This window comes from Micromonospora sp. NPDC023869 (genome assembly GCF_055559695.1).
The window spans coordinates 58,429-82,457 of sequence record NZ_JBVHKD010000006.1 but is presented as its reverse complement, the minus strand read 5'-3'; the positions used below and the strand labels follow the sequence as shown (position 1 = coordinate 82,457).

Below are 24,029 nucleotides of genomic sequence, written 5' to 3'. Positions count from 1 at the left end.
TCTGCGGCCGGCCGGGCCAGGCGCGCTCCGCTTCGCAGCAAACGATCACGACGCCGCACGTGGGCACGGCGGCGGTTGTTAGCGATCACACCACGCGGGACGCATCTACCCCGCGACCGTCCCCTGTGGTCGCTCGGCTCTCTTCTCCCAAGGAGGATCATGGGTACCTTCGAGGTCCCCCGCGTCGTTCCGCGTCGGCGTGGGTGGTTGTCCCGGGCCGTCGCGGCGGTGGCGGCGGTCGTGGTGGGCGGCACGCTGGTGGCGGTCGCACCGTCGCCGGCCGCGGCGGCGACGGTCGACACCAACGCGTGGTACGTGTTGGTGAACCGCAACAGCGGTAAGGCCCTGGACGTGTACAACCTGGCCACGAACGACGGTGCGCGAATCGCCCAGTGGACGCGCAACAACGGCAATCAGCAGCAGTGGCAGTTCGTCGACTCCGGCGGTGGCTACTACCGGTTGAAGTCCCGGCACTCGGGCAAGGTGCTGGACGTCTACAACTTCTCCACCGCCAACGGCGCGTCCATCGTGCAGTGGAGCGACGGCAACGGCACCAACCAGCAGTTCCGGCTCGCCGACTCCGACGGCGGACACGTCCGTCTGATCAACCGCAACAGCAACAAGGCGGTGGAGGTGCAGAACGCCTCGACCGCTGACGGCGGCAACATCGTCCAGTACGACGACTGGGGCGGCACCAACCAGCAGTGGCAACTGGTGCGCGTCGGTGACACCGGCAACCCGGGCACCCCCGGCGGCAACTTCACCAACCCGGTGGTCTGGCAGGACTTCGCCGATGTCGACATCATCCGGGTCGGCGACGTCTACTACATGTCCGCCTCGACCATGCACTACTCGCCGGGCGCGCCGGTGCTGCGCTCGTACGACCTGGTGAACTGGGAGTTCGCCGGACACTCGGTGCCCCGGCTCGACTTCGGCACCAAATACGACCTGCCCAGTGGGCAGCACGCGTACGTGAACGGGATCTGGGCCTCGACGCTGAACTACCGGCCCAGCAACCGGACGTACTACTGGGCGGGCTGCATCGACTTCGCCCAGACCCACATCTACACCGCCTCCGCCGTGGACGGCACCTGGAGCCGGCACGCCACCATTCCCAACTGCTACTACGACGCCGGCATGCTGATCGACGACAACGACACCATGTACGTCGCGTACGGCAACGGCACCATCAGCGTGGCGCAGCTCTCCGCCGACGGACGCTCCCAGGTGCGGGCCCAGCAGGTCTACCAGACGCCGTCGAGCATCGGCACGCTGGAGGGCGCGCGCTTCTACAAGCGCAACGGCGCCTACTACATCTGGCTGACCCGTCCGGCCAACGGCCAGTACGTGCTCAAGTCGACCAACGGCCCGTTCGGCCCGTACGAGCAGCGGCAGGTGCTGCTGAACATGCAGGGGCCGATCTCCGGCGGCGGTGTGCCGCACCAGGGCGGACTGGTGCAGACCCAGAACGGCGCCTGGTACTACATGGCGTTCACCGACGCGTACCCGGGCGGCCGGATGCCGACGCTGGCGCCGATCACCTGGACCGCCGACGGCTGGCCGCAGGTGCAGACGGTCAACGGCGCGTGGGGCGTGAACTACCCCAACCCGCTGCCGCTGCGACCGGTCAAGCCGCTCACCGGCGTGGACACGTTCGCCGGCACCCAGCTCGGCGTGCAGTGGGAGTGGAACCACAACCCCGACACCAGCCGGTTCTCGGTGAACAACGGGCTGCGCCTGCAGACCGCCACCGTCACCAACGACCTCTACCGGGCCCGCAACACCGTCACGCACCGCATCCAGGGCCCGACCTCGACCGCGACGGTCGAGCTGGACTACTCCACCATGCGCGACGGGGACCGCACCGGCCTGGCCATGCTGCGGGACAACTCGGCCTGGATCGGTGTTCGCCGCGACAACGGGGCGACCCGGGTGGTGATGACCAACGGCCTCACCATGGGCAGCAACTGGAGCACCACCAGCACCGGCAGCGAGATCGCCAGTGCCGCGGTCTCCGGCGGCCGGATCTGGCTACGGGCCAACGCGGACATCAGACCCGGCTCCGGGCGGCAGGCGCGCTTCTCGTACAGCACCGACGGGGTCAACTTCGTCTCGCTGGGCAACGCCCTGACGCTCAACAACAACTGGACGTTCTTCATGGGGTACCGGTTCGGCATCTTCAACTTCGCCACCAGCGCCCTTGGTGGTGCGGTGACGGTGCGACGCTTCGAGTTGGCCACGCCCTGACCTCGATGTCAGGTTGCCCTCGGGGCGGGTGCGGCGCGTACCTCCGACCGCGCCGCCCGCCGGTACGGACGGTCACCGCGCTCCGGTGACCGAGGGGGTGGTGCCCGGCGACCGGCCGGGCACCACCCGCGTCCCGGTACAGCACGTCATGCGGGATCCCCGGTGTACGCCGTCGACCGGGTCGGATGCCGAAGCCCTCGGCGCGACGCGGACTCGGCCCACGGCCTGGCACCGATCGGGATCGGCGCTGACGTAGACTGTGCGTGATCGAGCGCTCTCCACTCGGACGGCACGGGCCGGTGTGGGTACCGCGAGAGGGGATCTTTGTACCCTAGCCGTTCCAGTCAGCGTCGACCGGTCTCGGCGCCGACCGACATGCGGGGAGTCTGAGATGGCCGTACGCGATCCTGCGATGACGGACGTGGCTCGCCTCGCTGGTGTCTCGCACCAGACGGTGTCACGAGTGCTCAACGGCCACCCGAACGTCCGCGAACAGACCCGACTGCGGGTCCAGGCGGCCATCGCCGAGCTCGGTTACCGCCCCAACCGGGCGGCGCGCGCGTTGGTCACCGGTCGTTCGCAGGTGATCGGGGTGGTCGCCCAGAACACCACCCTCTACGGTCCGGCATCGCTGCTCACCGCGCTGGAACAGGTCGCCGCCGAGTCCGGCTTCGCGGTCAGCGTGGGCAGCGTCCGGGACCTCGACCACCGGTCCATCTCGGCGGCGGTGGAGCGGCACCTGGCCCACCGGGTCGCCGGCATCGTGGTGATCGCGCCGGTGGAGTCGGCCGGCGAGGCGTTGGAGCGCCTGCCGAAGGACGTGCCGCTGGTCACCGTCGACGGGGATCCGCGCCGACCGATGCCGCTGGTGACGGTGGACCAGGCCGCCGGTGCCCGGGCCGCCACCCAGCACCTGCTCGAAGCCGGGCACCGTACGGTGTGGCACGTCTCCGGTCCGTCCGACTGGTTCGACAGCGCGGGCCGGATCGAGGGCTGGCGGGAGGCTTTGCTCGCGGCCGGGGCGGAGATCCCACCGCTGGTGCCGGCGGACTGGTCCGCCGCCGCCGGTTACCGCTGCGGGCAGATGTTGGCCCGGATGCCGGACGTCACCGCGGTCTTCACCGCCAACGACCACCTCGCGCTCGGGGTGCTGCGGGCGTTGCACGAGCACGGCCGCCGGGTGCCGGACGACATCAGCGTGGTCGGCTTCGACGACGTGCCGGAGGCCGCGTACTTCATCCCGCCGCTGACCACCGTGCGGCCGGACTTCGACGCGGTGGCCCGGGCCAGCCTGGAGATGCTGCTCACCCAGATCGAGTCGGCCAGCGGGGGCGCGTTGCGGGAGACCGTCGCGCCGACCCTGGTCTCCCGGCAGAGCGTCGGTAAGCCGCCGGCCCGCTGAGGCGGTCCGGCGCGTACCCGTCGGACAGCCAGGGTCCGGCCCGGCGATGCCGGACCGGACCCGCTGTCGGTGGGTGATCAGCTCGCCGTGCAGGTGGGGGTGCCGGACGGGCCCGTTCCGGTGCCCTGGAAGCCGAACTCGGTGCTGCCACCGGCGCCGACCTGACCGTTGTAGCCGACGTTGGCGAAGTTCACCGTGCCGCTGCTGCCGCTGGCCTGGGCGTTCCAGGTGCCGGTGATCGCGGTCCCGCCGGGCAGCGCGACCCGCACCGTCCAGCCACGGATCGCGGAGTTGCCGGCGGTGACCTTGACGGTGGCCACGAAGCCGCCGTTCCACGAGTTAAGCGACACCGACGCGGTGCATCCGCCACCGGTCGGCGGGGGCGGGGTGGTGGTGGGCGGCGGGGTGGTCGGGTTCGGTCCGCTGACGCTGTTCAGCGCGTTGAGCACCGACTGGTACGCCGGCTTCTTGTTGCCGTTCGCGTCGAAGAGCAGCGGGTTCTCGTTGCGCCGCCACGAGTCGTTGTCCCGTACGCCCCACACGGTGATGCCGGTGCACCGGGCCACCGCCAGGCAGGCGCGGGTGACCCGCTCGTAGATGCTCGCCTGGTTGGACCCCTGGGCCACGTCCAACTCGGTGATCTGCACGTCCACGCCGAGGTCGGCGAAGCGTTGCAGGTTGGCCTGGTAGTCGCTGGACAGCGTGGTTCCCAGGTGCGACTGGAAGCCCACGCAGTCGATCGGCACCCCACGGGACTTGAAGTCACGCACCATGTTGTAGATGCCGGTCGACTTCGCGTTGACCCCGTCGGTGTTGTAGTCGTTGTAGCAGAGCTTGGCGCCCGGGTCGGCGGCCCGCGCGGTCCGGAACGCGACCTCGATCCAGTCGTTGCCGGTGCGCTGGAGGTTGGAGTCACGCCGGCCGCCGCCACCGCCGTCGGCGAACGCCTCGTTCACCACGTCCCAGGAGTGGATCTGACCCCGGAAGTGGCCGGCGACCCGGGTGATGTGGTTGGTCATGGCGTTGCGCAGTGCGGTGCCGGAGAGGTTCTGCGCCCAGCCCGGCTGCTGGGCGTGCCAGACCAGGGCGTGTCCGCGTACCGACATGCCGTTGGCCCGGGCGTGCGCGACGAGCCGGTCGCCCCCGGTGAAGTTGAAGCCGTTCTGCTGCGGTTCGGTGGCGTCCCACTTCATCTCGTTCTCGGCCACGATGGAGTTGAACTCGCGGTTGAGGATCGTGGCGTGCTGACCGTTGAGCATGAACGAGTTGGTGGCGGCGCCGAAGTAGCGACCGCTCTGGGCCGCCGCCGCGCCGAGTGTGCTGGCGGCGGCGTTGGCCGCCGGGGCGACCAGCACGGTGGGAGCGACCAGCGCGGCGCCCGCCGCGAGGGCCAGCAGCAGGGTGCGCGGTCGGATCACCGGGCCCCTGTCGTCGGTGGATCTGTGATTCATGACAGACCTCTCTGGTGGTGGTCGGAGCGCCTCTCGGTCCGTGTGACGAACGAGCGGCGACCACACCCGGGGGCGACCATGGCACGACCCGTCGGGTGCTGGTGTGATCGGTGGTGTTCGCACGCGCGCGGGTGACCCGGCCGCCATGAGCGGGATCGGTGCTGCCTGCGCGGTCCAGGCGGCCCGGTCCACATCAGGTGGCCGGCGCGCGACGCCGTGGCGGCGGACCCGGACAGGTCACCGGCGGGTGCGGAGATCGGCCGGCGTGCCCTGCCGGCCGGGTCGGTGACCTCGAAGGAGCGTGCCCTGCACCCCTCGACCGGAAGTTAGCATGTTATCGATAACACGCTCAAGTGACAGCGGTAAATATGTGAAAGTCGCCTGTTCGGGCGGCGTCCGCTCGGGCGCTGGGCGTGATGTGGATGAGCACGAGCACATCGAGCGGGCCCGGTGCCACGGGCGCGGGTGGCGCGCCCGCGGCACCGGGCCGCGTACTCGGTGACGGCCGGGTCGCCGTCGGGTCTCGATCAGATCCGGGTGCCACCACCGGTCGACGTCGCCGCGCCCGTGTCGTGGCGTGAGCGGGGTCGTCGACCGGCGTCGCTCACTGGCAGCCGAGCCCGTTGAGGGTGAAGCCGGTGGGTGGGTTGTTGGTGCCGCTGTGGGTGGCCTGGAAACCGAAGCTGACGCTCTGGTTGCCGGGGATCGTGGCGTTCCAGGCGACGTTGCGCGCGGTCGCCTGGCTGCCGCTCTGGGTCACCGTGGCGTTCCACGCGCTGGTGACCTGCTGGCCGTTCGGCCAGGTCCACTGCAACGTCCAGCCGTTGACCGGGTTCGGGGTGTTGTTGGTGACGGTCACCGTGCCGACGAGACCGTTGTTCCACGAGTCGGCCGAGTACTGCACCCGGCAGGTCGTGGCGCCCGGCGGCGGGGTGGTCGGTGGCGGAGTGGTGGGCGGCGGCGTGGTCGGAGGTGGGGTGGTGGGCGGCGGGGTGGTCGGGGGTGGGGTGGTGGGCGGGGGAGTGGTGGGGGTGGAGGTCAGGCCGAAGAAGTCGATGGCGGCCCGGGCCATGCCCGTCGACGGCAGGGTGTGCCCGGCGCCTTGGATGCTGTACGCCTCGACCTGGACCGTGCCGGAGGAGTTGGCGAACCGCCGCCGGTTCCAGTTTGCCTGCGGGGTGTCCGAGGACGTCGGCGTCTGGCTCAACCCGAAGACGTTGGTCCACTGCTCGACCGCCTCCTGCAGGAGCTGGAACGGGATGAGCGTGTCGTTGGTCCCGTGCCAGAGCTGGATGCGGGGACGCGGACCGCTGTAGCCGGGGTACGCCTGCCGCACCGCGTCGCCCCACTGCTGCGGGGTGCGGTCCATCCGGCCGTTGACGCACTGGCTGTTGGTCGGCGGGAAGTCGGCGGCGTTGGCGAAGCAGTTGAACGGCACGCCCATGAAGGCCGCGCCGGCCTTGAACACGTCCGGGTAGAGGGCGAGCAGGGCCTGGGTGGCCATGCCGCCGGAGGAACTGCCGGTGGCGTAGACCCGCTGCGGGTCGCCGCCGTACTGCCGCTGGGCGTAGCTGACCATCGACATGATGGAGACCGGGTCGCTGCCGCCGTCGCGGCGCTTCGAGGCGGCCGACCACACGTCGAAGCAGTTGCCGAAACCGGCCTGCTGGGTCGCGGTGGGATAGATGACCAGGTAGCCGTACTGGTCGGCGAGCCGGGCGAACTCGCTGCTGGAGTAGAAGCCGGTGCCGGATCCGCCGCAGCCGTGCATGGCGACCACGATCGCCGGATTGGCCGGCCGGTTGTCCGGCGCGTAGATGTGCATGCGCATGTTGCCCGGGTTGTTGCCGAAGCTGGTCACCTCGACCAGCGACGCGGCGACGGCCGGTGACGGGGACAGGGCGACGCCCGCCACGGCGAGGAGTAACGCGGTGGCCAGGGATGCCAGCAGCCCGGCTCTCGTTCGGGTCATGTTCACCTCCGGTGATAGGGGTCGACGCCGGAACCCGGGCACGGTGGACGTCGGGTCAGCCGACATCGACCGGGGGGCGGGGACCGGGCGTCGCGATGCGGGAGGTGCTGCCCTGCGGAGGGGATCCGCTCACCTCGCCGTGACGATGACACTTTCGTGCCGATTCGCGGCTCGCGCGCAAGCCAAAGTATGGAGTCGCGCCGAGAGCGCCAGCAACACGATGAGATTGATCGATATTTTCGGTCGGCCGCTGCCCGGGCGGCGGTGACGCGGCGGCGAACGTGTCCTCGGTCGCCGGGCTTCTCGGGCGTGCCGTGGCCGGTCGCGAAACACGCTAGCAACACGAGGGATGTCGATGTTAACGTTCGCAGAGTTGTCGATGTGCTGACGGGGCACCGATCGATCACCGTGGTGTGATCGCCAACATCGGTCCGGCCCGCCGATCCGGCGGCCCGGGAGCGAGCATGCGCAGCGCTGCTGCATTGATGTGATGTATCGCGACCTTACGCGCCACGCCCCGTCGCATCCCTGTGGATTAATCGGCCTTCGTGGGAGATCTAGGCGTTGACGCTGTGCGCCCGAAACGAATAACGTCTGATGTCTAAGCCGTGCCAGCGACACCACCCACACGCCGTCCGTGTTTTGGAGGGATCCCCATGTCCCGTCCCCGGCTCGCCCCGGCCACCCGCCCGCGGATCACGAACGCCACCGACGGCCCGATGCCGGACAGCGGCGGTGGCATCGCCTCCGGCTCGCCCTGAAACACCTGCGGCGACGATCGCACCTGTCTCCTGTGGACATCACCGCAGCCTGATCGCACCTGTTCCGTCGGACGTCCGTCGCCGCGCCCCGGTGGTCGCGGCGTCTGCGCCGTCGACGGCATCCCGATACGGAGGACACACCATGGAACGTAGGGCTCTGCTGAGCGGGGGCTTGACCGTGCTGCTCGCTGCCTCGGCCACTCTCGTGGCCGGGTGCGGCGACGACGGCACCGGCTCGGGCGGTTCGGCGCAGCTCGTCGGCGTCGACTACCCGCGTTCGGACACCGACTTCTGGAACTCCTACATCAGGTACGTGCCGCAGTTCGCCGACGAACTGGGCGTCGAGATCAAGACCACCAACTCGCAGAACGACATCGCCAACCTGATCTCGAACACCCAGGCCTTCATGAGCCAGGGGGTCAAGGGTGTGGTGATGGCACCGCAGGACACCGCCGCCATCGCGCCCACCCTGACGCAGTTGGAGAGTCGGGACATCCCGGTGGTCACCATCGACACCCGACCGGACACCGGCAAGGTGTTCATGGTCGTCCGCGCCGACAACCGCGCGTACGGCATCAAAGCCTGCCAGTTCCTCGGCACCAAGCTCGGCGGCACGGGCAAGGTCGTGATGCTCCAGGGCGGCCTGGACTCGATCAACGGCCGGGACCGCACCGAGGCGTTCAACGAGTGCATGCGCACGGACTTCCCCGGCATCACCGTCTTCGGCGAGGCCACCGACTGGAAGGCCGACGTGGCGGCGTCGAAGCTGCAGACCCGCTTCGCCTCGGACCCGGACGTCAAGGGCATCTACATGCAGTCCTCGTTCGCCCTGTCCGGCACGTTGCAGATCCTCAAGCAGCGCGGTCTCCAGGTGCCGCCGAGCGACCCGAAGCACGTCTTCGTGGTCTCCAACGACGGCATCCCGGAGGAGCTCAAGAACATCGGCGAGGGTCTGATCGACGCCACCGTCAGCCAGCCTGCCGACCTGTACGCCAAGTACGGGCTGGAGTACGTGAAGGCGGCGATGGACGGCAAGACGTTCCAGCCCGGCCCGACCGACCACGGCAGCACCATCATCCAGGTACGCGACGGCCTGCTGGAAGACCAGCTCCCGGCGCCGCTGGTGACGGCGGACGGTGCGCCGATCGCGGGTGAGCCGACGCTCAAGTTCGACGACGCCTCCCTGTGGGGCAACACCGCATGAGTACCGCCCCGCACCGCGCGGCCGACGGGCCGGCCGGCGACGCCCGGCCCATCGTCGAGGCGGTGGACATCACCAAGCGGTTCGGATCGACGGTGGCCCTGCTCGACGCGGGCATCGTGGTCCGGCCCGGCGAGACGCACGCTCTGGTCGGACGCAACGGCGCCGGCAAGTCGACGCTGGTCGGCATCCTCACCGGACTACAGGCCGCCGACGGCGGCGCGGTGGCGTTCGACGGTCGGCCGGCCCCGCCGTTGGGTGACCGCGACGCGTGGCGGAAGCGGGTGGCCTGCGTCTACCAGAAGTCCACCATCATCGGCACCCTCACCGTGGCGGAGAACCTGTTCCTCCACCGACACGCCCGGGGCGCGGCCGGTCTGATCCAGTGGTCGAGGCTGCGCCGGCAGGCCGAGGAACTGCTCGCGACGTGGTCGGTCGAGGTCGACGTACGTCAGCCCGCCGCGTCGCTCTCGGTCGAGCAGCGGCAGTTCGTGGAGATCGCCCGAGCGCTCTCCTTCGGTGCCCGGTTCATCATCCTCGACGAACCGACCGCCCAGCTCGACGGCGCGGGCATCAACCGGCTGTTCGTCCGGATCCGGGACCTGCGGGCCCAGGGCGTGACATTCCTGTTCATCAGCCACCACCTACAGGAGATCTACGAGATCTGCGACCAGGTGACGGTCTTCCGCGACGCGCGGCACATCCTGACGGCCCCGGTGGCGCAGCTCAGTCGGCCGGAGCTGGTCGCCGCGATGACCGGTGAGGACGTGACGATGCCCGAGGCGGATCACCGCCCGCTCGCGGCCGACGCGCCGGTGCTGCTCTCGGTGCGTGATCTGGCCACCGCCTCCGGTGCGCGACTGTCGCTCGAGGCCCGGGCGGGCGAGGTGGTCGGCATCGCGGGCGGCGGCGGCAGCGGGAAGGTCGAGGTCGCCGAGGCGATCGTCGGCCTGGCCCGCCCAGCCGGGGGAACGGTCGTGGTGGACGGTCGCACCCTGCGGCCGGGCAGCGTGCCGGACGCCCTCGACGCCGGGGTCGGGCTGGTGCCGCAGGACCGGCACCGGGAGGGGTTGGTGCCGCTGCTGTCCATCGCGGAGAACGTCACGATGACCGTGCCGGACCGGGTCGCGCGACGCGGCCTCATCTCGCCGGCCAGGCGTGACGCGCTGGCTCGCGACACCATCGCCGACCTGGCGATCAAGGCGTCCGGGCCGCAGGTGCCGGTCTCCGATCTGTCCGGCGGCAACCAGCAGAAGGTGGTGATGGGGCGGGCGTTGGCCAGCGCGCCGAAGTTGCTGGTGCTCATCACCCCGACCGCCGGTGTCGACGTCCGGTCCAAGCAGACGCTGCTCGGTGTCGTCGACGAGGTCCGCCGACGCGGCACCACCGTGCTGGTGGTCTCGGACGAACTCGACGACCTGCGGATCTGCGACCGGGTGCTGGTGTTGTTCCAGGGCCGGGTGGTCGGCGAGATGGCGTACGGCTGGCGCGACAACGATCTGGTAGCCGCCATGGAAGGGGTGGACCTCCACCATGTCTGAGACGCTGACTCCCACCACACCGCCAGCGGCCGCACCACCACCGTCCCGGTCCGCGTCGCGGAGTCTGGCTGTCGCCCGGCTACGCGACCTGGCGCTGGTGCCGGCGATCATCGCGGTCGCCATCGTCGGGTCGATCGTCAACCCGGTCTTCCTCAGCAGCGACAACATCATCAACGTGCTGCAGAGCATGTCGGAGATCGCCATCGTGGTGCTCGCCCAGACCATCGTGCTGATCACCGGCAAGATGGACCTGTCGCTGGAGTCCACCTTCGGCCTGGCGCCCGGCATCGCCGCGTGGCTGGTCATCGACCCCGCCCTCACCCGGGGTCTCGGGCTCGACGTGGTGCCGGACGCCTGGGCGGTTCCGGTGGTCCTGCTCGTCGGCGCGCTCGTCGGGGCCTTCAACGGTCTGCTCATCGTCCGCTTCGGTCTCAACGGCTTCATCGTCACGCTGGGCATGCTGATCGTCCTGCGCGGCCTGCTCACCGGTATCTCGGGCGGCCAGACCTTCTTCGCGCTGCCCGAGTCGATGACCTATCTGGGTTCCGCGACGTGGGTCGGCGTGCCGGCCTCGATCTGGGTGTCGCTGCTGTTGGTCGCCGTCGGCATCGTGGTCCTCGGCTACACCCGAGCCGGCCGGGCGCTCTATGCCATCGGCGGCAACGCCGACGCCGCCCGGGCGGCGGGCATCCGCACCGACCGGGTGCTGTGGGTCGCCCTCATCGTGGCCAGCGTCCTCGCCGCGCTCGCCGGTCTGCTGATCAGCGGCCGCCTGGCGGCGGTCCCGGCGGCGCAGGGCAGCGGTGCGATCTTCCAGGTCTTCGCGGCGGCGGTGATCGGCGGCGTCAGTCTCAACGGAGGCAAGGGAAGCGTCTTCGGCGCCTTCACCGGCGTCCTGCTGCTGTTCATGATCATCAACGTGCTGACGCTGGCCGGGGTGCCCGCACAGTGGACGAACTTCCTCAACGGCACCGTCATCCTGGTGGCCCTGGTGGTCTCCCGCATCACCGGAGGCAAGGCGCAGACATGAGGCCGGCGGTCCGCCGCACCACAGACCCCGAGTCCGGGCCCGACCCGGCCAGCCGTTCGACCCTCAGGAGTTTCGGTGAGTGAGCGCATCTCGTCCGTAGAGACCATCGACGTACGGTTCCCCACGTCCCGGCACCGCGACGGGTCGGACGCCATGAACCCCTTCCCGGACTACTCCGCCGCGTACCTGATCCTGCGGACATCGACCGGCGCGGAGGGGCACGGGCTGGTCTTCACCGTGGGGCGCGGCACCGAGATCCAGGTGGCGGCCGTCCAGTCGCTCGCCTCGATGGTGGTCGGTCAGCCGGTCGACGAGGTACTCGCGGACCCCGGCGCGCTGGCCCGTCGGCTCGTCGGCGACAGCCAGATCCGGTGGCTCGGCCCGGAGAAGGGGGTGGTGCACATGGCGGCCGGCGGGCTGGTCAACGCGGTGTGGGATCTCGCCGCCCGCCGGGCGGGCAAGCCGCTGTGGAAGCTGCTCGCCGACCTCACCCCGGAGCAGATCGTCGCGCAGGTCGACTTCCGCTACCTGCGCGACGCGCTGACCGAGGACGAGGCGCTGGACCTGCTGCGTGCCGCCGAGGGTGGGCGGGCCTCGCGGGAGCAGCGTCTGCTGGCCGAGGGCTACCCCGCCTACACCACCACCCCGGGCTGGCTGGGCTACGACGACGAGAAGCTCGCCCGGCTCTGCCGGGAGGCGGTCGACGACGGGTACCGGCTGATCAAGCTCAAGGTCGGCGGGAACCTGGCCGACGACGTACGCCGGATGGGCATCGCCCGCCGGGCGGTCGGACCGGACGTCCGCATCGCGGTCGACGCCAACCAGATCTGGGGGGTGCCCGAGGCCATCGGGTGGATGCGGGAGCTGACGCCGTTCGACCCGTACTGGATCGAGGAGCCGACCTCCCCGGACGACGTGCTCGGGCACGCCGCCGTGCGCAAGGCCCTCGCCCCGGTCAAGGTGGCCACCGGTGAGCACATGCACAACGCGGTGATGTTCAAGCAGCTCCTTCAGGCCGATGCCGTCGACGTGGTGCAGATCGATGCCTGCCGGGTCGCCGGGGTCAACGAGAACCTGGCGATCCTGCTGCTCGCCGCGAAGTTCGGGGTGCCGGTCTGCCCGCACGCCGGTGGCGTGGGGCTGTGCGAACTGGTGCAACACCTGGCCATGTTCGACTTCGTGGCGCTCAGCGGCACCACCGACGACCGGGCCATCGAGTACGTCGATCACCTGCACGAGCACTTCGCCGACCCGGTACGCGTGCAGCGTGGACGCTACCTCGCGCCGCGCGTACCGGGCATGAGCGCCCAGATCGTCCCCGCCGCGCTGACCGACTACCGGTTCCCCGACGGCCCGGAGTGGACCACCGCGCCGGTCGTGGCGGGAGCCCCGGCCGCATGATCGTCGACGCCCACCACCACCTGTGGCAACCGGACCACGGCTACCACTGGCTGGACGACCCCGCGCTGACGACCATCCGTCGCCCGTTCACCCCGGCGGACCTCACCCGCGAGCTGACCGCGACCGGCGTGGACGGCACCGTGCTGGTGGAGGGCGGTCGCTGCCACCCCGACGAGGCGGCCGAGTTCCTCGGCCACGCCGCCGACACGCCGCCGATCCTCGGGGTGGTGGCCTGGCTCGACATCGCGGCCGGCGACGTCTCCGCAACCGTCGCGGGCTACCGGCGGCTGCGCGGCGGTGAGCTGCTGGTCGGGGTACGCCCGCAGGTGCAGGGGGAGGCCGACCCCGACTACCTCGACCGGCCCGAGGTGCGGCGGGGTCTCGCCGAGGTGGCCGATGCCGGGCTCGCGTTCGACCTGGTGATCCGGGCCGACCAGTTGCCGGCGGCGGTCCGGGCGGCACGGGCGGTGCCGCAGCTCCGGTTCGTCCTCGACCACCTCGGCAAGCCCCGGATCGACGCGGGAGCGGCGGGTCTGCGGGCCTGGCGTGACCCGTTCGCCGCGCTGGCCGCCAACCCGAACGTCACCGCCAAGCTGTCCGGCCTGGTCACCGAGGCCCGGCCGGACTGGTCACCGGCCGACCTGAGCCCGTTCGTCGCGGTGGCGATCGCCGAGTTCGGCCCGGATCGTCTGATGTTTGGCTCGGACTGGCCGGTGTGTCTGCTCAGGTCCGACTACCCCGGCGTCCGTCGAGCGTTGGAGGCCGCGTTGCCGCCGCTGTCGGCGCGGGACCGGCAGGAGGTCTTCGCCGGCACCGCCGTGCGGACCTACGGACTGACCCGGCGGCCCGAACCCGCCGACACGGCCGGGTGACCCGGCCGTGCCGGGATCACGCGTCCGCCGCCTTGGCGGCGAGCACCGTACGCAGCCACGCCTCGGAGGTGTTCACGTGCATCAGGGCGCTGGCCTGCGCGAGCAGTTGGTCGCGCGACCGCAGCGCGAGATAGATGGCGTGGTGCTCGTCGATCGTCTTGTGGGCGGCATTGCCCTCGATCAACCCGCGCCACACCCGCGCCCGCAGCGTCCGACTGGAGAGCCCGGCCAGCAGCGACGTGAGGGTCTCGTTCCCGGTGGTCGCGATGACGGTGTGGTGGAAGGCGGTGTCGAACTGGATCAGCTTCTCGGCGTCGTCGGCGGCGGCCCGCATGTCCTCCAGGATCCGGGCGAGCTCGTCGAGGTCGGTGTCGGTCATCCGCAGCGCCGCCAGGCCGGTCGCCACCGGCTCCAGCATCCGGCGGACCTCCATCACCTCCAGCAACGTGTCGTCGCGCAGGAGTTCCACCGCGACGCCGAGGCCCTCCAGCAGCAGGCGCGGGGCGAGGCTGGTGACGTACGTGCCGTCGCCGCGACGCACGTCGAGCACCCGGGCCGACTCGAGCACCTTCACCGCCTCCCGGACCCCGCTGCGGGACAGCCCCATCTGCGCGGCCAGTTGCGGCTCCGGTGGCAGCCGTGCGCCCGGCGGCAGCTCACCACTCTGGATCATGCTGCGGATCCTGGCGATCGCGTCGTCGGTCAGTGCCATCCACGCCCCCTTCGGACCGGCCCGCCATGCGGCGTCGACATGGGCCCACCACCGCCTGCGGCAGGCAGCGGCAGCCCTCACCACTATAGATACATCGGACGTTTGGTGCCCTCGCGGCACCCTCGGCGTCTCAGCGGGGAACCGCCGGGACCGGTGCTCGGTCGGTCCGGCCGAGCGGCCGGCGGGAGAACGACAGCCCACCGGAAAGACCTACAGGAGGCGGCGTGAACCGCAGTGCGCAGTACGTCGGCGAGCAGACCTTCGTCGTCGAGGAGGCCGCAGTGGTGCCGCCCGGCCCCGGCCAGGTACGCCTCGACGTCGCGTACACCGGGATCTGCGGCACGGACCTGCACATCGCGCACGGGGCGATGGACCAGCGGGTGCGCGTACCGGCGGTGATCGGGCACGAGATGTCGGGCCGGGTGGCCGAGGTCGGCGCGGGCGTCGAGGGATTCCGGGTGGGGGACCCGGTCACCGTGATGCCGCTGGACTGGTGCGGTGAGTGTCCGGCCTGCCGTGCCGGACACACGCACATCTGCCATCGGCTCGACTTCGTCGGCATCGACTCGCCCGGCGCGATGCAACGGTCGTGGACCGTACCCGCGCGGCTCCTGGTGCCGCTGCCGGCGGACCTGTCGCTGGTCCACGCCGCGCTCGTCGAGCCGACCGCGGTGGCGGTGCACGACGTGCGCCGCTCCCGGCTGGTCGCCGGCGAACACGCGGTCGTCGTCGGCGCCGGACCGGTGGGCCTGCTCATCGCCACGGTCGCCCAGGCCACCGGTGCCGCGGTGACCGTGCTCGAACTCGACCCGCGCCGCCGGGAACTCGCCACCGACCTCGGCCTCACCGCCGTCGACCCGGCGACGGTCGACGTCGCGCGGCACGTCCAGGAGGCGACCGCCGGGGCCGGCGTCGACGTGGTGTTCGAGGTCTCCGGCTCGGCCGCCGGCGTCCGCACCGCGACCGACCTGCTCGCGGTCCGGGGACGGCTCGTCGTGGTCGCCATCCACCCCACCCCCCGCGAGGTGGACCTGCACCGGATCTTCTGGCGCGAGCTGGAGGTGATCGGGGTACGGGTCTACGACCGCACTGACTACGCCGAGGCGGTCCGCCTGGTACACACCGGTCAGGTGCCCGCCGACCGGCTCGTCTCGCGGATCGTGCCGCTGGCCGACGTGGCGCGGGCCTTCGAGGCGCTCGCCGCCGGTGGTGACGTCAAGGTACTCGTGGACTGTGGAGGAGACGCGTGAACCTGTTCGACCTGAGCGGCCGGTTGGCCGTGGTGACCGGCGCGCGACGCGGCATCGGGCTGGCGATGGCGGAGGCCCTGGCGGCGGCCGGCGCCGATGTGATCGGGGTGAGCGCGTCGCTGGAGGAGACCGGCAGTGAGGTGGCCGACCGGGTGGCGGCGCACGGGCGCGGGTTCGTGTCGTACCGGGCGGACCTGTCCGACCGGGCCGCCGTCCGGGCGCTCGGCGACTGGCTCGTCTCGTACGACCGGCCCGTCGACATCCTGGTCAACAACGCCGGCACGATCCGTCGTGCGCCGGCTGCCGAGCATTCCGACGCGGACTGGGACCACGTGCTGGAGGTCGACCTGTCGGCGCCCTTCGTCCTCGCCCGCGAGGTGGGCCGGGACATGATCCGGCGCGGCAGCGGCAAGATCATATTCACCGCGTCGATGCTCAGTTTCCAGGGCGGCGTGACCGTGCCCGGCTACGCCGCCGCGAAGTCGGGGATCGCCGGACTGACCCGCGCGCTGGCCAACGAGTGGGCACCGCACGGGGTCAATGTCAACGCGATCGCGCCGGGCTACATCGGCACGGACAACACCCGGGCGCTGCGGGACCAGCCGGAACGCAACCGGGCGATCCTGGAGCGGATCCCGGCCGGGCGGTGGGGGCACCCCGACGACCTCGCCGGAGTCACCGTCTTCCTGGCCTCCGACGCGGCCGCGTACGTGCACGGCGCCGTCATCCCGGTCGACGGTGGCTGGCTGGCCCGGTGACGTGCGTCGACCTCATCTCAAGAACATCTACACCTTGCTATGTTATCGCTCACAGACTACCTTTTGCCGTCAGGAGTGCAGGCTTCCGCTCACTCGCGACGTGCTCACCCGGGTGCTCGGCGTCCACCGTCCCGGCCGGCCGAGCCGGTCCCGCGACGCCCACCGGGTCCGCGCGCGGGACGGCGGGCGTCCGCCGCCACGCCACCTGACGTCTGAGGAAGGGAGGCCTGTCATGCGACTACCTGCCACCACCGCGTCCGTCGGCGCCCGCACCGACCGGCACCCGTCGGCAAGCCCGGCCCGACCGTCCGACACCGCCGAGGTGGTGGACCGCGCCGACCGGATGGAGCGCCTGCTGACCACGGTGATCGACGAGGCCTGCGGGCCGGAGTCGGCTGTCGACCAGCGGAGTGGAGGGGCCACCGTGCCCGTCTCCACCCTCGACCTGGTGGGTGGGTCGGTCGGCGTCGACCCCGCGGCGTGCCTGCTCGCCGCCTTCGACCTGGCCTACCGCGATCTGCCGGCCAGTGGGCAGCGGCTGGTCCGGTACCTCGGCCTGTATCCGGGCCCGGACTTCGACGCCGACGCGGCGGCGGCGCTGTGCAACCTGACCCTCGTGCAGGTCCGGCGAGGTCTGGGGGAGTTGCGCGACCGTCGGTTGGTCGTCCGGTGTGGCAGTCGTTACCGGTTCCCCGACCGGGTCGCCGAGCACGTGCGGCGGCTCGCCCTCGCCGAGTCCGCCGTGGACCGCAGCGCGGCCCTGGCGCGGCTCGGCGATGTCCGGCCGGGTGCGACGCACTGGGACGGTTCGACCGCCCGGCGCTGATCCGGGTCTCCTCGCCGCCGACCCGCCGCCCGACCATACATATGATGTATCTGGTTTGGGTTGGCGTGGGTGGGGCGGACGTCATCCGTGTGCGCGCTGACCGCACCGGCCGTGCGCGAGAGTCTGGCGAGCCGCCTCGTCGCCCCGTTCTGCCTGCACTTCGTCATGGTCCACAGGGAATTGGCGGCGGGCGCGACAGGTCGTCATCGACCATTGCCTATTTTGTCGCCGCCGGGTAACCTTCGCGAAACACATCAGATGTCTGGCTGTCTCCGTGGCCCTCGGGTTTCGCCCGACACGCCCGCCCGACGTCACCGAGCAGATCCGGCACATCGGCTTTCACCCTGTTCCCGCGCACCGGCGTGGCCTTCGGGCCACCGGTTGGAGGATCGATGTCAGACCTGACCCGACGGCAGGCTCTCAAGATCGGCGCGGCCGGCGCGGGCGGCGCCCTGCTGCCGCTGCCGTGGACCGCCCTGGCCCGCGCGGACTCCGCCCCACCAGCCCAGGTGCTCGCCGCCGGGGACCTGGCACTGTGGTACGACGAGTCCGCCGGGACCGACTGGCTGCGCGCGCTCCCGATCGGCAACGGCCGACTCGGCGCCATGGTGTTCGGCAACGTCGACGCCGAACGGCTGCAACTCAACGAGGACACCGTCTGGGCCGGCGGCCCCCACGACCCGAGCAACACCCGGGGACTGGCGGCACTGGCCGAGATCCGACGGCTGGTCTTCGCCAACCAGTGGACGCAGGCCCAGAACCTGATCAACCAGAACATGCTCGGCAACCCGGTCGGACAGTTGGCGTACCAGCTCGTCGGCAACCTGCGGCTGACCTTCCCCACCTCCGGCGGCGCGTCGCAGTACGAGCGGCAGCTCGACCTGACCACCGCGACCAGCTCGGTCAGCTACGTGATGAACGGCATCCGCTACCAGCGCGAGGTCTTCGCCAGCGCGCCGGACCAGGTCATCGCGATGCGCCTGACCGCCGACCGGAGCGGGTCGATCTTCTTCACCGCCACCTTCGACAGCCCGCAGCGGACGACGCTCACAAGCCCCGACGGCACCACGATCGCCCTCGACGGCGTCTCCGGCAACCAGGAGGGCGTCACCGGCGCGGTGCGGTTCCTCGCCCTGGCCAACGCCACCGTCAGCGGCGGCACCGTGACGAGTTCCGGCGGCACGCTGCGGGTCACCAACGCCACCAGCGTGACCCTGCTGATCTCGATCGGCTCCAGCTACGTCACCTACCGCAACGTCGGCGGCGACTACCAGGGCATCGCGCGCCGACACCTGACCGCCGCCCGGGCCAGCAGCTACGACCAGCTCCGCAGCCGGCACGTGGCCGACTACCAGGCGCTGTTCAGCCGGGTCAGCCTGGACCTCGGCCGGACCGCCGCCGCCGATCAGCCGACCGACGTACGGATCGCGCAGCACAACAGCGTCAACGACCCGCAGTTCTCCGCGCTGCTGTTCCAGTACGGTCGGTACCTGCTGATCTCGTCGTCCCGGCCGGGCACCCAGCCGGCCAACCTCCAGGGCATCTGGAACGACTCGCTGACCCCGGCGTGGGACTCCAAGTACACGATCAACGCCAACCTGCCGATGAACTACTGGCCGGCTAACACCACGAACCTGGCGGAGTGCCACGCGCCGGTCTTCGACATGGTCCGTGACCTGGCGGTCAGCGGCGCCCGCACCGCCCAGGTGCAGTACGGCGCCGGCGGGTGGGTCACCCACCACAACACCGACGCCTGGCGGGCCACCTCGGTGGTGGACGGCGCGTTCTGGGGCATGTGGCAGACCGGCGGCGCGTGGCTGGCCACCCTGATCTGGGACCACTACCTGTTCAACGGCGACGTCGAGTTCCTGCGGGCGAACTATCCGGCGATGAAGGGTGCCGCGCAGTTCTTCCTCGACACGTTGGTGACCGAGCCGACCCTCGGCTACCTGGTCACCAACCCGTCGAACTCGCCGGAGATCGGCCACCACGCGGACGCCAGCGTGTGTGCCGGTCCGACCATGGACAACCAGATCCTGCGGGACCTCTTCGACGGCTGCGCCCGGGCCAGCGAGATCCTCGGCGTGGACGCCACGTTCCGGGCCCAGGTCCGCGCGACCCGGGACCGGCTGGCCCCGAACCGGGTCGGCTCCCGGGGCAACATCATGGAGTGGCTCTACGACTGGGTGGAGACCGAGCGGACCCACCGGCACATCTCACACCTGTACGGGCTCGCGCCGAGCAACCAGATCACCCGGCGCGGCACCCCGCAACTGTTCGCGGCGGCCCGGCGCACCCTGGAGATCCGGGGCGACGACGGCACCGGCTGGTCACTCGCGTGGAAGATCAACTTCTGGGCCCGGATGGAGGAGGGCAACCGTGCCCACGACCTGATCCGCTTCCTCGCCACCCCGGCCCGGCTCGCGCCGAACATGTTCGACCTGCACCCGCCGTTCCAGATCGACGGCAACTTCGGTGCCACCGCGGGTGTCGCCGAGATGCTGCTCCAGAGCCACGCCGGTGAACTGCACGTGCTGCCGGCCCTGCCGACCGCCTGGCCGAACGGGCGGGTCTCCGGGCTGCGCGCCCGGGGCGGACACACCGTCGGCATCACGTGGAGCAACGGCCAGGCCGGCGAGATCCTGGTCCGGCCGGACCGCGCGGGCACGGTACGGCTGCGCGGCCGGCTCTTCGCCACCACGTACACCGTGGTGGACGTCGCCGACGGCACGCCCGCGCGCACCACGCGGATCGAGTCCGACCTGGTCGAGGTGACCGTGCAGGCCGGCCGCACCTACCGGGCCACCGGGCAGGGCGTCGCCCTCCCGACGCTGGAGCAGAGCTTCACCAACGTCAGCACCACCAACGACACCAACACCGGAGTCGGCAACTTCGACGGCAACGGCGCCTCGCTCTCCGCGCAGGCCCTGGCCGCGGCCGGTGTCACCCCCGGCGCCACGCTGAGCCGCAACGGTGTGACCTTCCGCTGGCCCAACGTCGCGCCGGGCGGTGCGGACAACGCCATCGCCTCCGGGCAGGCGATCAGCGTCACCGGCACCGGTCGTACGCTCGGCTTCCTCGCCACCGGCACGTACGGTGCGGTGTCCGGCACCGGCACGGTGGTGTACGCCGACGGCACCCGCCAGACCTTCACGCTGAGCACTCCGGACTGGTACGGCGGGCCGCACAGCGGAGCCACCGCGGCCGTGGTCACGGCGTACCAGAACCGGCCCAACAACCAGCGGCAGAACACGGCCGCCTGCGTCTACTTCGTCGGTGTGACGTTGCAGAACAAGGAGGTCGCCCGGGTCGAGCTGCCCAACATCAGCCCCCGCCCGGCGGCCAACGTGCCGACCATGCACGTCTTCGCGATCGCCATCGCGGCCTGACGCGCCGGTCCGGGGCGGCGCGACGGGGAACGAGGGCGGGGTCGCCGTGGACCGGCGGCCCCGCCCTCAGCGGATCACTCGAACAGGGACAGGGTCAACGTCGAGGTGTACTCACCCGCGGCCACGTCGGCCGGGGTCCGCAGGAACAGGTCCGCGTCGACCGAGTACGCCCCACCCGCGACCGCACCCGAGTCGAACGTCGAGACCAGCAACTCCTGGTCGACCAGACCCACGTTGTTGCCCGGCTGCGTCGGCTCGTCCAACACCGTCACGACCTCTTCACCCTCACTGACCAGACCGGTGTCCCCACCGTCGACCAACCGCGGCTTCCACCCCAGGTGCCCCGCACCGATCGGCTCCTGACCCGCACCACCGGTGAAGTCCGTCGCGCTGCCCAGCACCGCCCACGCCGCACCCTCCGGCACCTCGTCAGCAGTACGCGTGTCGGTCACCGTCACCGTCGGCAACCCGCCGACGAACTGACGCACCAGCAACGTCGACCCGTCCTCGGTCAACGCCACCGAGTCACCCGCGATCGACATGGCGAGGACACCCGGCTCCACCAACTCCTCGATCTCCACGGTGACCGTCACGTCACCGGTGTCACCCGGGTCAGCCGACACCGGCGCGGCCATCGCCACCGACCCCACCAGCAAGGCCCCGGCGGCACCCGCCGCCAGCAACCGCTTCCGATTGTCTGTTCTCATCTGCATCTCCGTGTTCCTCGTGATCGACAGTGGGAATGCTCAGCTACCGCAGGTGGCGGCGGCGTGTTCGGCAGTGCGGACGGTCGTCACGTCCGTGCCGTCGATCGACCCGGTGACCCGGACGGTCGCCGTACCCGCCGGGACTGCGGCCGTCCGGGTGGTGAACTGCTGGAACGCGCTCGCACCCGGTGCCACGGCCGACACCGACCGCTGCCCGTACGCGGTCTCCAGCACCATGTTCACCGGCGCGTCGTGGTCGTTGCGGGCCTGCACCGCCACGTATGCCTTGCCGCCGACGCACCGCGCCTGCACGCTGACCGTCACCGGCAACTCGGCGGTGGCCGCCTCGAACGCCCAGGTGTCGATCTCGAACAGGTCGGCACCCGCCGGCCCCGCGTAGGTGAAGTAGACGTCGTGCACCCCGCTCACGCCGTCGAGTGCGGTGCTGAGCTCCGTCCACTCGCCGATCGCCCCGTCGACCGGGATGGTGGCCACCACCGGCGCGGCCACGTCACCGAGCCGGAGCTGGATCGACCCGCCGGCCACCAGCGGCCGGACCTTGGCGGTGAGGCTCTTGGCCCCGGCGCCGAAGTCGACCGAGGAGAGCGCGGTCCAGTCGCCGTTGTCGATGTCGCGGACGACCAGGTTGGGTGCCGCGTCGCCGAACTGCGCGGAACCGCCGTCGATCTTCGCGGTGGCGATGCCCTTGCTCCAGCCGAAGGTCTCCGCCTCGAACACCCGGTACGGGTCGAAGTCGCGGACCTGGTCGACACCGGCGTAGTCGCCGACCACCTGACGGATCGTGCCGTCCGCGTTGAAGCTCAGTTCCTGGATGTGCGGGCTGCGGTAGCCCTGGGTGGTGTTGCCGTTGATGCGCTTGTTCAGCGTCGGGCCGTGGTAGGTGAAGTAGTACTTGCCCTCGTACTCGAAGGCGGACTGGTGGTTGTTGCCCCCGGTGCCGGTGCCGAAGAACTGCGACTGGTTCGGGAACAGCACGCCCGCGTAGGTCTCCTTCGGCCAGACCATCGGGTCGTCGGAGATCATGTAGCCGATCTGGCCACCGCCGGGGTAGCCGGGCAGCGGCGTCTGGTTACCACCGAAGTCGTTGCCGCCGAAGTGCGACGAGTACGACAGGTAGTACTTGCCCTCGCGCTTGAACACCTGGGCCGCCTCGAAGGCCACCGGAGCGTCCACGACCGCCGCCGAACCCTCGGTCGACACCATGTCGTCACCGAGCTTGATCGACCGCAGGTTCTTCGGGTTGTTGAACCGCTCGGCCGCCGGCATGGTGGTCGCCGCCGGACCGCCGCCGAAGTAGAGGTACGCCTCTCCGTCGTCGTCCACGAAGGGAGCGGGGTCGAACTTCCAGGCGACCGCCTCGGCACCCGGGGTGCGGCCGTCGATGAGCGTGCTGGTGCGCTCGCTGGTCCACGGCCCCACCGGCGACGCACCGGTGATGACGTTGCTGGAGCCGCCGCCGTTGGCGTAGTACAGGAAGAACTTCTCCTGCCCGTCGACCACCTTCTTGGCCATGCCGGGCGCCCAGGAGTTGTTGGTGAACGGCGCCACGCCGTTCGGCCCGGCGACCTGGATCTCACCGTGGTCCGTCCAGTTGACCATGTCGGTCGTGGAGATCACGGTGATCTGGTTGATGTCGCCGTAGTTGATGCCCGGTGAGACACCGGTGGTCGGGTTCGGCGCGTACCCCTGGGTGTCGTTGGTCATGTACATGTAGACCCGGCCGTCGTGGACGAAGCCGTACCCGTCGGCACCGAACTTGTGCCCGATCAACGGGTTGTGCTCGCCGGGCAGCTTGCCGACCACCTCGATGGTCTTCGACGCCGGCGGAGGCGGCGCGGCGCCGACCACCGACACGTCGTCGAGCGTGAAGTCCATCAGGTGCACGTTCGGGTCGGCGGCCGGGTTGCTCGTCCACGGGGTCTCGAAGAACAGGCGCGCCGTCGAGACACCCTGGCTCGCCGGGATGGTGAACTGCCCGTTGACGTGCGCCCACTGACCGCGGTTCGCGGTCACGCTGACCAGGTTGGTGTAGGTGGAGCCGCCGTAGTGCATGGTGGCGAAGAACTGCTTCGTCGCGGGCGAGGCCGCGTTCTCGTACTTGATCCGGGCGCTCAGGGTGTACGTCTGCCCGGCCTGGACCTTGCCGGAGAGGTCCTGCATCGGGCCGGATCCGGTGGTCGCCCGGTTGGTGACCCGCACCGCGCTCGACCCGGCGTAGGCGTCGGTGGTGGGGGAGAGCGTCGCGCTGTCGGTGGCGTTGCCGTTGTTGACGAACCAGTTCGCCAGGCCGTTCTCGAACCCGCCGTTGACGACGAGGTTCGTGTCGGCGGCCTGGACCGGTGCCGCCGCGACGAATCCGGCGAGCATCACGCCGGCCGTCGCGATGGCGGCGACCCGTCGGCGGGCCCCCGTTCGTGGACGAGGTGTCACGAGATGTCCTCCTTGGTGTGGAACGGGCAGGGGAGTTCATCGGCACCCCGGAGCCGGC

Annotated in this window: 16 protein-coding genes; 11 read left to right on the top strand and 5 right to left on the bottom strand. The window is 70.7% G+C overall.

The genetic code is table 11. The features are described 5' to 3' along the window. Positions 1-159 precede the first annotated feature (159 nt). Positions 160-2,247: a family 43 glycosylhydrolase gene (locus tag ACZ31C_RS18370; RefSeq protein ID WP_465796307.1), complete on the top strand. Its 2,088-nt coding sequence runs from the start codon at positions 160-162 to the stop codon at positions 2,245-2,247. 412 nt (positions 2,248-2,659) lie between these two features. Then, positions 2,660-3,649 carry a LacI family DNA-binding transcriptional regulator gene (locus ACZ31C_RS18365; protein WP_350696862.1) on the top strand — a complete coding sequence of 330 codons (990 nt, stop codon included), beginning with the start codon at positions 2,660-2,662 and terminating at the stop codon, positions 3,647-3,649. 77 nt (positions 3,650-3,726) lie between these two features. On the opposite strand, the gene ACZ31C_RS18360 is transcribed toward ACZ31C_RS18365, so the two are convergent. Both ACZ31C_RS18360 and ACZ31C_RS18355 read right to left on the bottom strand, forming a co-directional pair. Continuing rightward, complete coding sequence (locus tag ACZ31C_RS18360; protein ID WP_465796306.1) at positions 3,727-5,100, bottom strand: glycoside hydrolase family 10 protein; 1,374 nt, start codon at positions 5,098-5,100, stop codon at positions 3,727-3,729. A 604-nt stretch (positions 5,101-5,704) separates the two neighbouring features. Continuing rightward, entirely contained in the window at positions 5,705-7,072 is a 1,368-nt protein-coding gene (locus ACZ31C_RS18355; RefSeq protein ID WP_465796305.1) for an extracellular catalytic domain type 1 short-chain-length polyhydroxyalkanoate depolymerase, read from the bottom strand. Between the two features lie 903 nt (positions 7,073-7,975). On the opposite strand from ACZ31C_RS18355, the gene ACZ31C_RS18350 reads away from it, so the two are divergent. From ACZ31C_RS18350 to ACZ31C_RS18330, 5 genes are all read left to right on the top strand, one after another. Then, positions 7,976-9,037, top strand: a complete 1,062-nt coding sequence (locus ACZ31C_RS18350) for a sugar ABC transporter substrate-binding protein (RefSeq protein WP_465796304.1) — start codon at positions 7,976-7,978, stop codon at positions 9,035-9,037. Continuing rightward, entirely contained in the window at positions 9,034-10,575 is a 1,542-nt protein-coding gene (locus tag ACZ31C_RS18345) for a sugar ABC transporter ATP-binding protein (protein ID WP_465796303.1), read from the top strand. The genes ACZ31C_RS18350 and ACZ31C_RS18345 overlap by 4 nt, the downstream gene beginning before the upstream one ends. After that, positions 10,568-11,605 (top strand): ABC transporter permease, encoded by a 1,038-nt coding sequence (locus tag ACZ31C_RS18340; protein ID WP_396746787.1) that lies wholly within the window; start codon positions 10,568-10,570, stop codon positions 11,603-11,605. The genes ACZ31C_RS18345 and ACZ31C_RS18340 overlap by 8 nt, the downstream gene beginning before the upstream one ends. A 75-nt stretch (positions 11,606-11,680) precedes the next feature. Beyond that, positions 11,681-13,006 carry an enolase C-terminal domain-like protein gene (locus ACZ31C_RS18335; RefSeq protein ID WP_465796302.1) on the top strand — a complete coding sequence of 442 codons (1,326 nt, stop codon included), beginning with the start codon at positions 11,681-11,683 and terminating at the stop codon, positions 13,004-13,006. After that, the gene (locus tag ACZ31C_RS18330; protein ID WP_465796301.1) at positions 13,003-13,878 is read left to right on the top strand and encodes an amidohydrolase family protein; all 876 of its coding nucleotides are present in this window, start codon (positions 13,003-13,005) and stop codon (positions 13,876-13,878) included. Before ACZ31C_RS18335 ends, ACZ31C_RS18330 begins: the two co-directional genes overlap by 4 nt. Before the next feature lie 16 nt (positions 13,879-13,894). Here ACZ31C_RS18330 and ACZ31C_RS18325 read toward each other — a convergent pair whose 3' ends face one another. Then, positions 13,895-14,590 (bottom strand): FadR/GntR family transcriptional regulator, encoded by a 696-nt coding sequence (locus ACZ31C_RS18325; protein WP_131052578.1) that lies wholly within the window; start codon positions 14,588-14,590, stop codon positions 13,895-13,897. A 224-nt stretch (positions 14,591-14,814) separates the two neighbouring features. Between ACZ31C_RS18325 and ACZ31C_RS18320 the strand changes: the two genes are divergently transcribed. The 4 genes from ACZ31C_RS18320 (at position 14,815) to ACZ31C_RS18305 (ending at position 20,813) form a co-directional block, all read left to right on the top strand. Beyond that, on the top strand, positions 14,815-15,840 hold the full coding sequence (locus ACZ31C_RS18320; protein ID WP_465796300.1) for a zinc-dependent alcohol dehydrogenase: 1,026 nt from the start codon (positions 14,815-14,817) through the stop codon (positions 15,838-15,840). Further along, the gene (locus ACZ31C_RS18315) at positions 15,837-16,598 is read left to right on the top strand and encodes an SDR family oxidoreductase (RefSeq protein ID WP_465796299.1); all 762 of its coding nucleotides are present in this window, start codon (positions 15,837-15,839) and stop codon (positions 16,596-16,598) included. Before ACZ31C_RS18320 ends, ACZ31C_RS18315 begins: the two co-directional genes overlap by 4 nt. 232 nt (positions 16,599-16,830) lie before the next feature. Beyond that, positions 16,831-17,424, top strand: a complete 594-nt coding sequence (locus ACZ31C_RS18310; RefSeq protein WP_465796298.1) for a hypothetical protein — start codon at positions 16,831-16,833, stop codon at positions 17,422-17,424. A 392-nt stretch (positions 17,425-17,816) separates the two neighbouring features. Further along, on the top strand, positions 17,817-20,813 hold the full coding sequence (locus ACZ31C_RS18305) for a glycoside hydrolase family 95 protein (RefSeq protein ID WP_465796297.1): 2,997 nt from the start codon (positions 17,817-17,819) through the stop codon (positions 20,811-20,813). Between the two features lie 74 nt (positions 20,814-20,887). Here the strand turns inward: ACZ31C_RS18305 and ACZ31C_RS18300 are convergent, their stop codons facing one another. Together ACZ31C_RS18300 and ACZ31C_RS18295 are read right to left on the bottom strand one after the other, a co-directional pair. After that, on the bottom strand, positions 20,888-21,520 hold the full coding sequence (locus tag ACZ31C_RS18300; RefSeq protein WP_465796296.1) for a hypothetical protein: 633 nt from the start codon (positions 21,518-21,520) through the stop codon (positions 20,888-20,890). A 39-nt stretch (positions 21,521-21,559) separates the two neighbouring features. Continuing rightward, positions 21,560-23,971, bottom strand: a complete 2,412-nt coding sequence (locus ACZ31C_RS18295; protein ID WP_465796295.1) for a carbohydrate binding domain-containing protein — start codon at positions 23,969-23,971, stop codon at positions 21,560-21,562. Positions 23,972-24,029 lie beyond the last annotated feature (58 nt).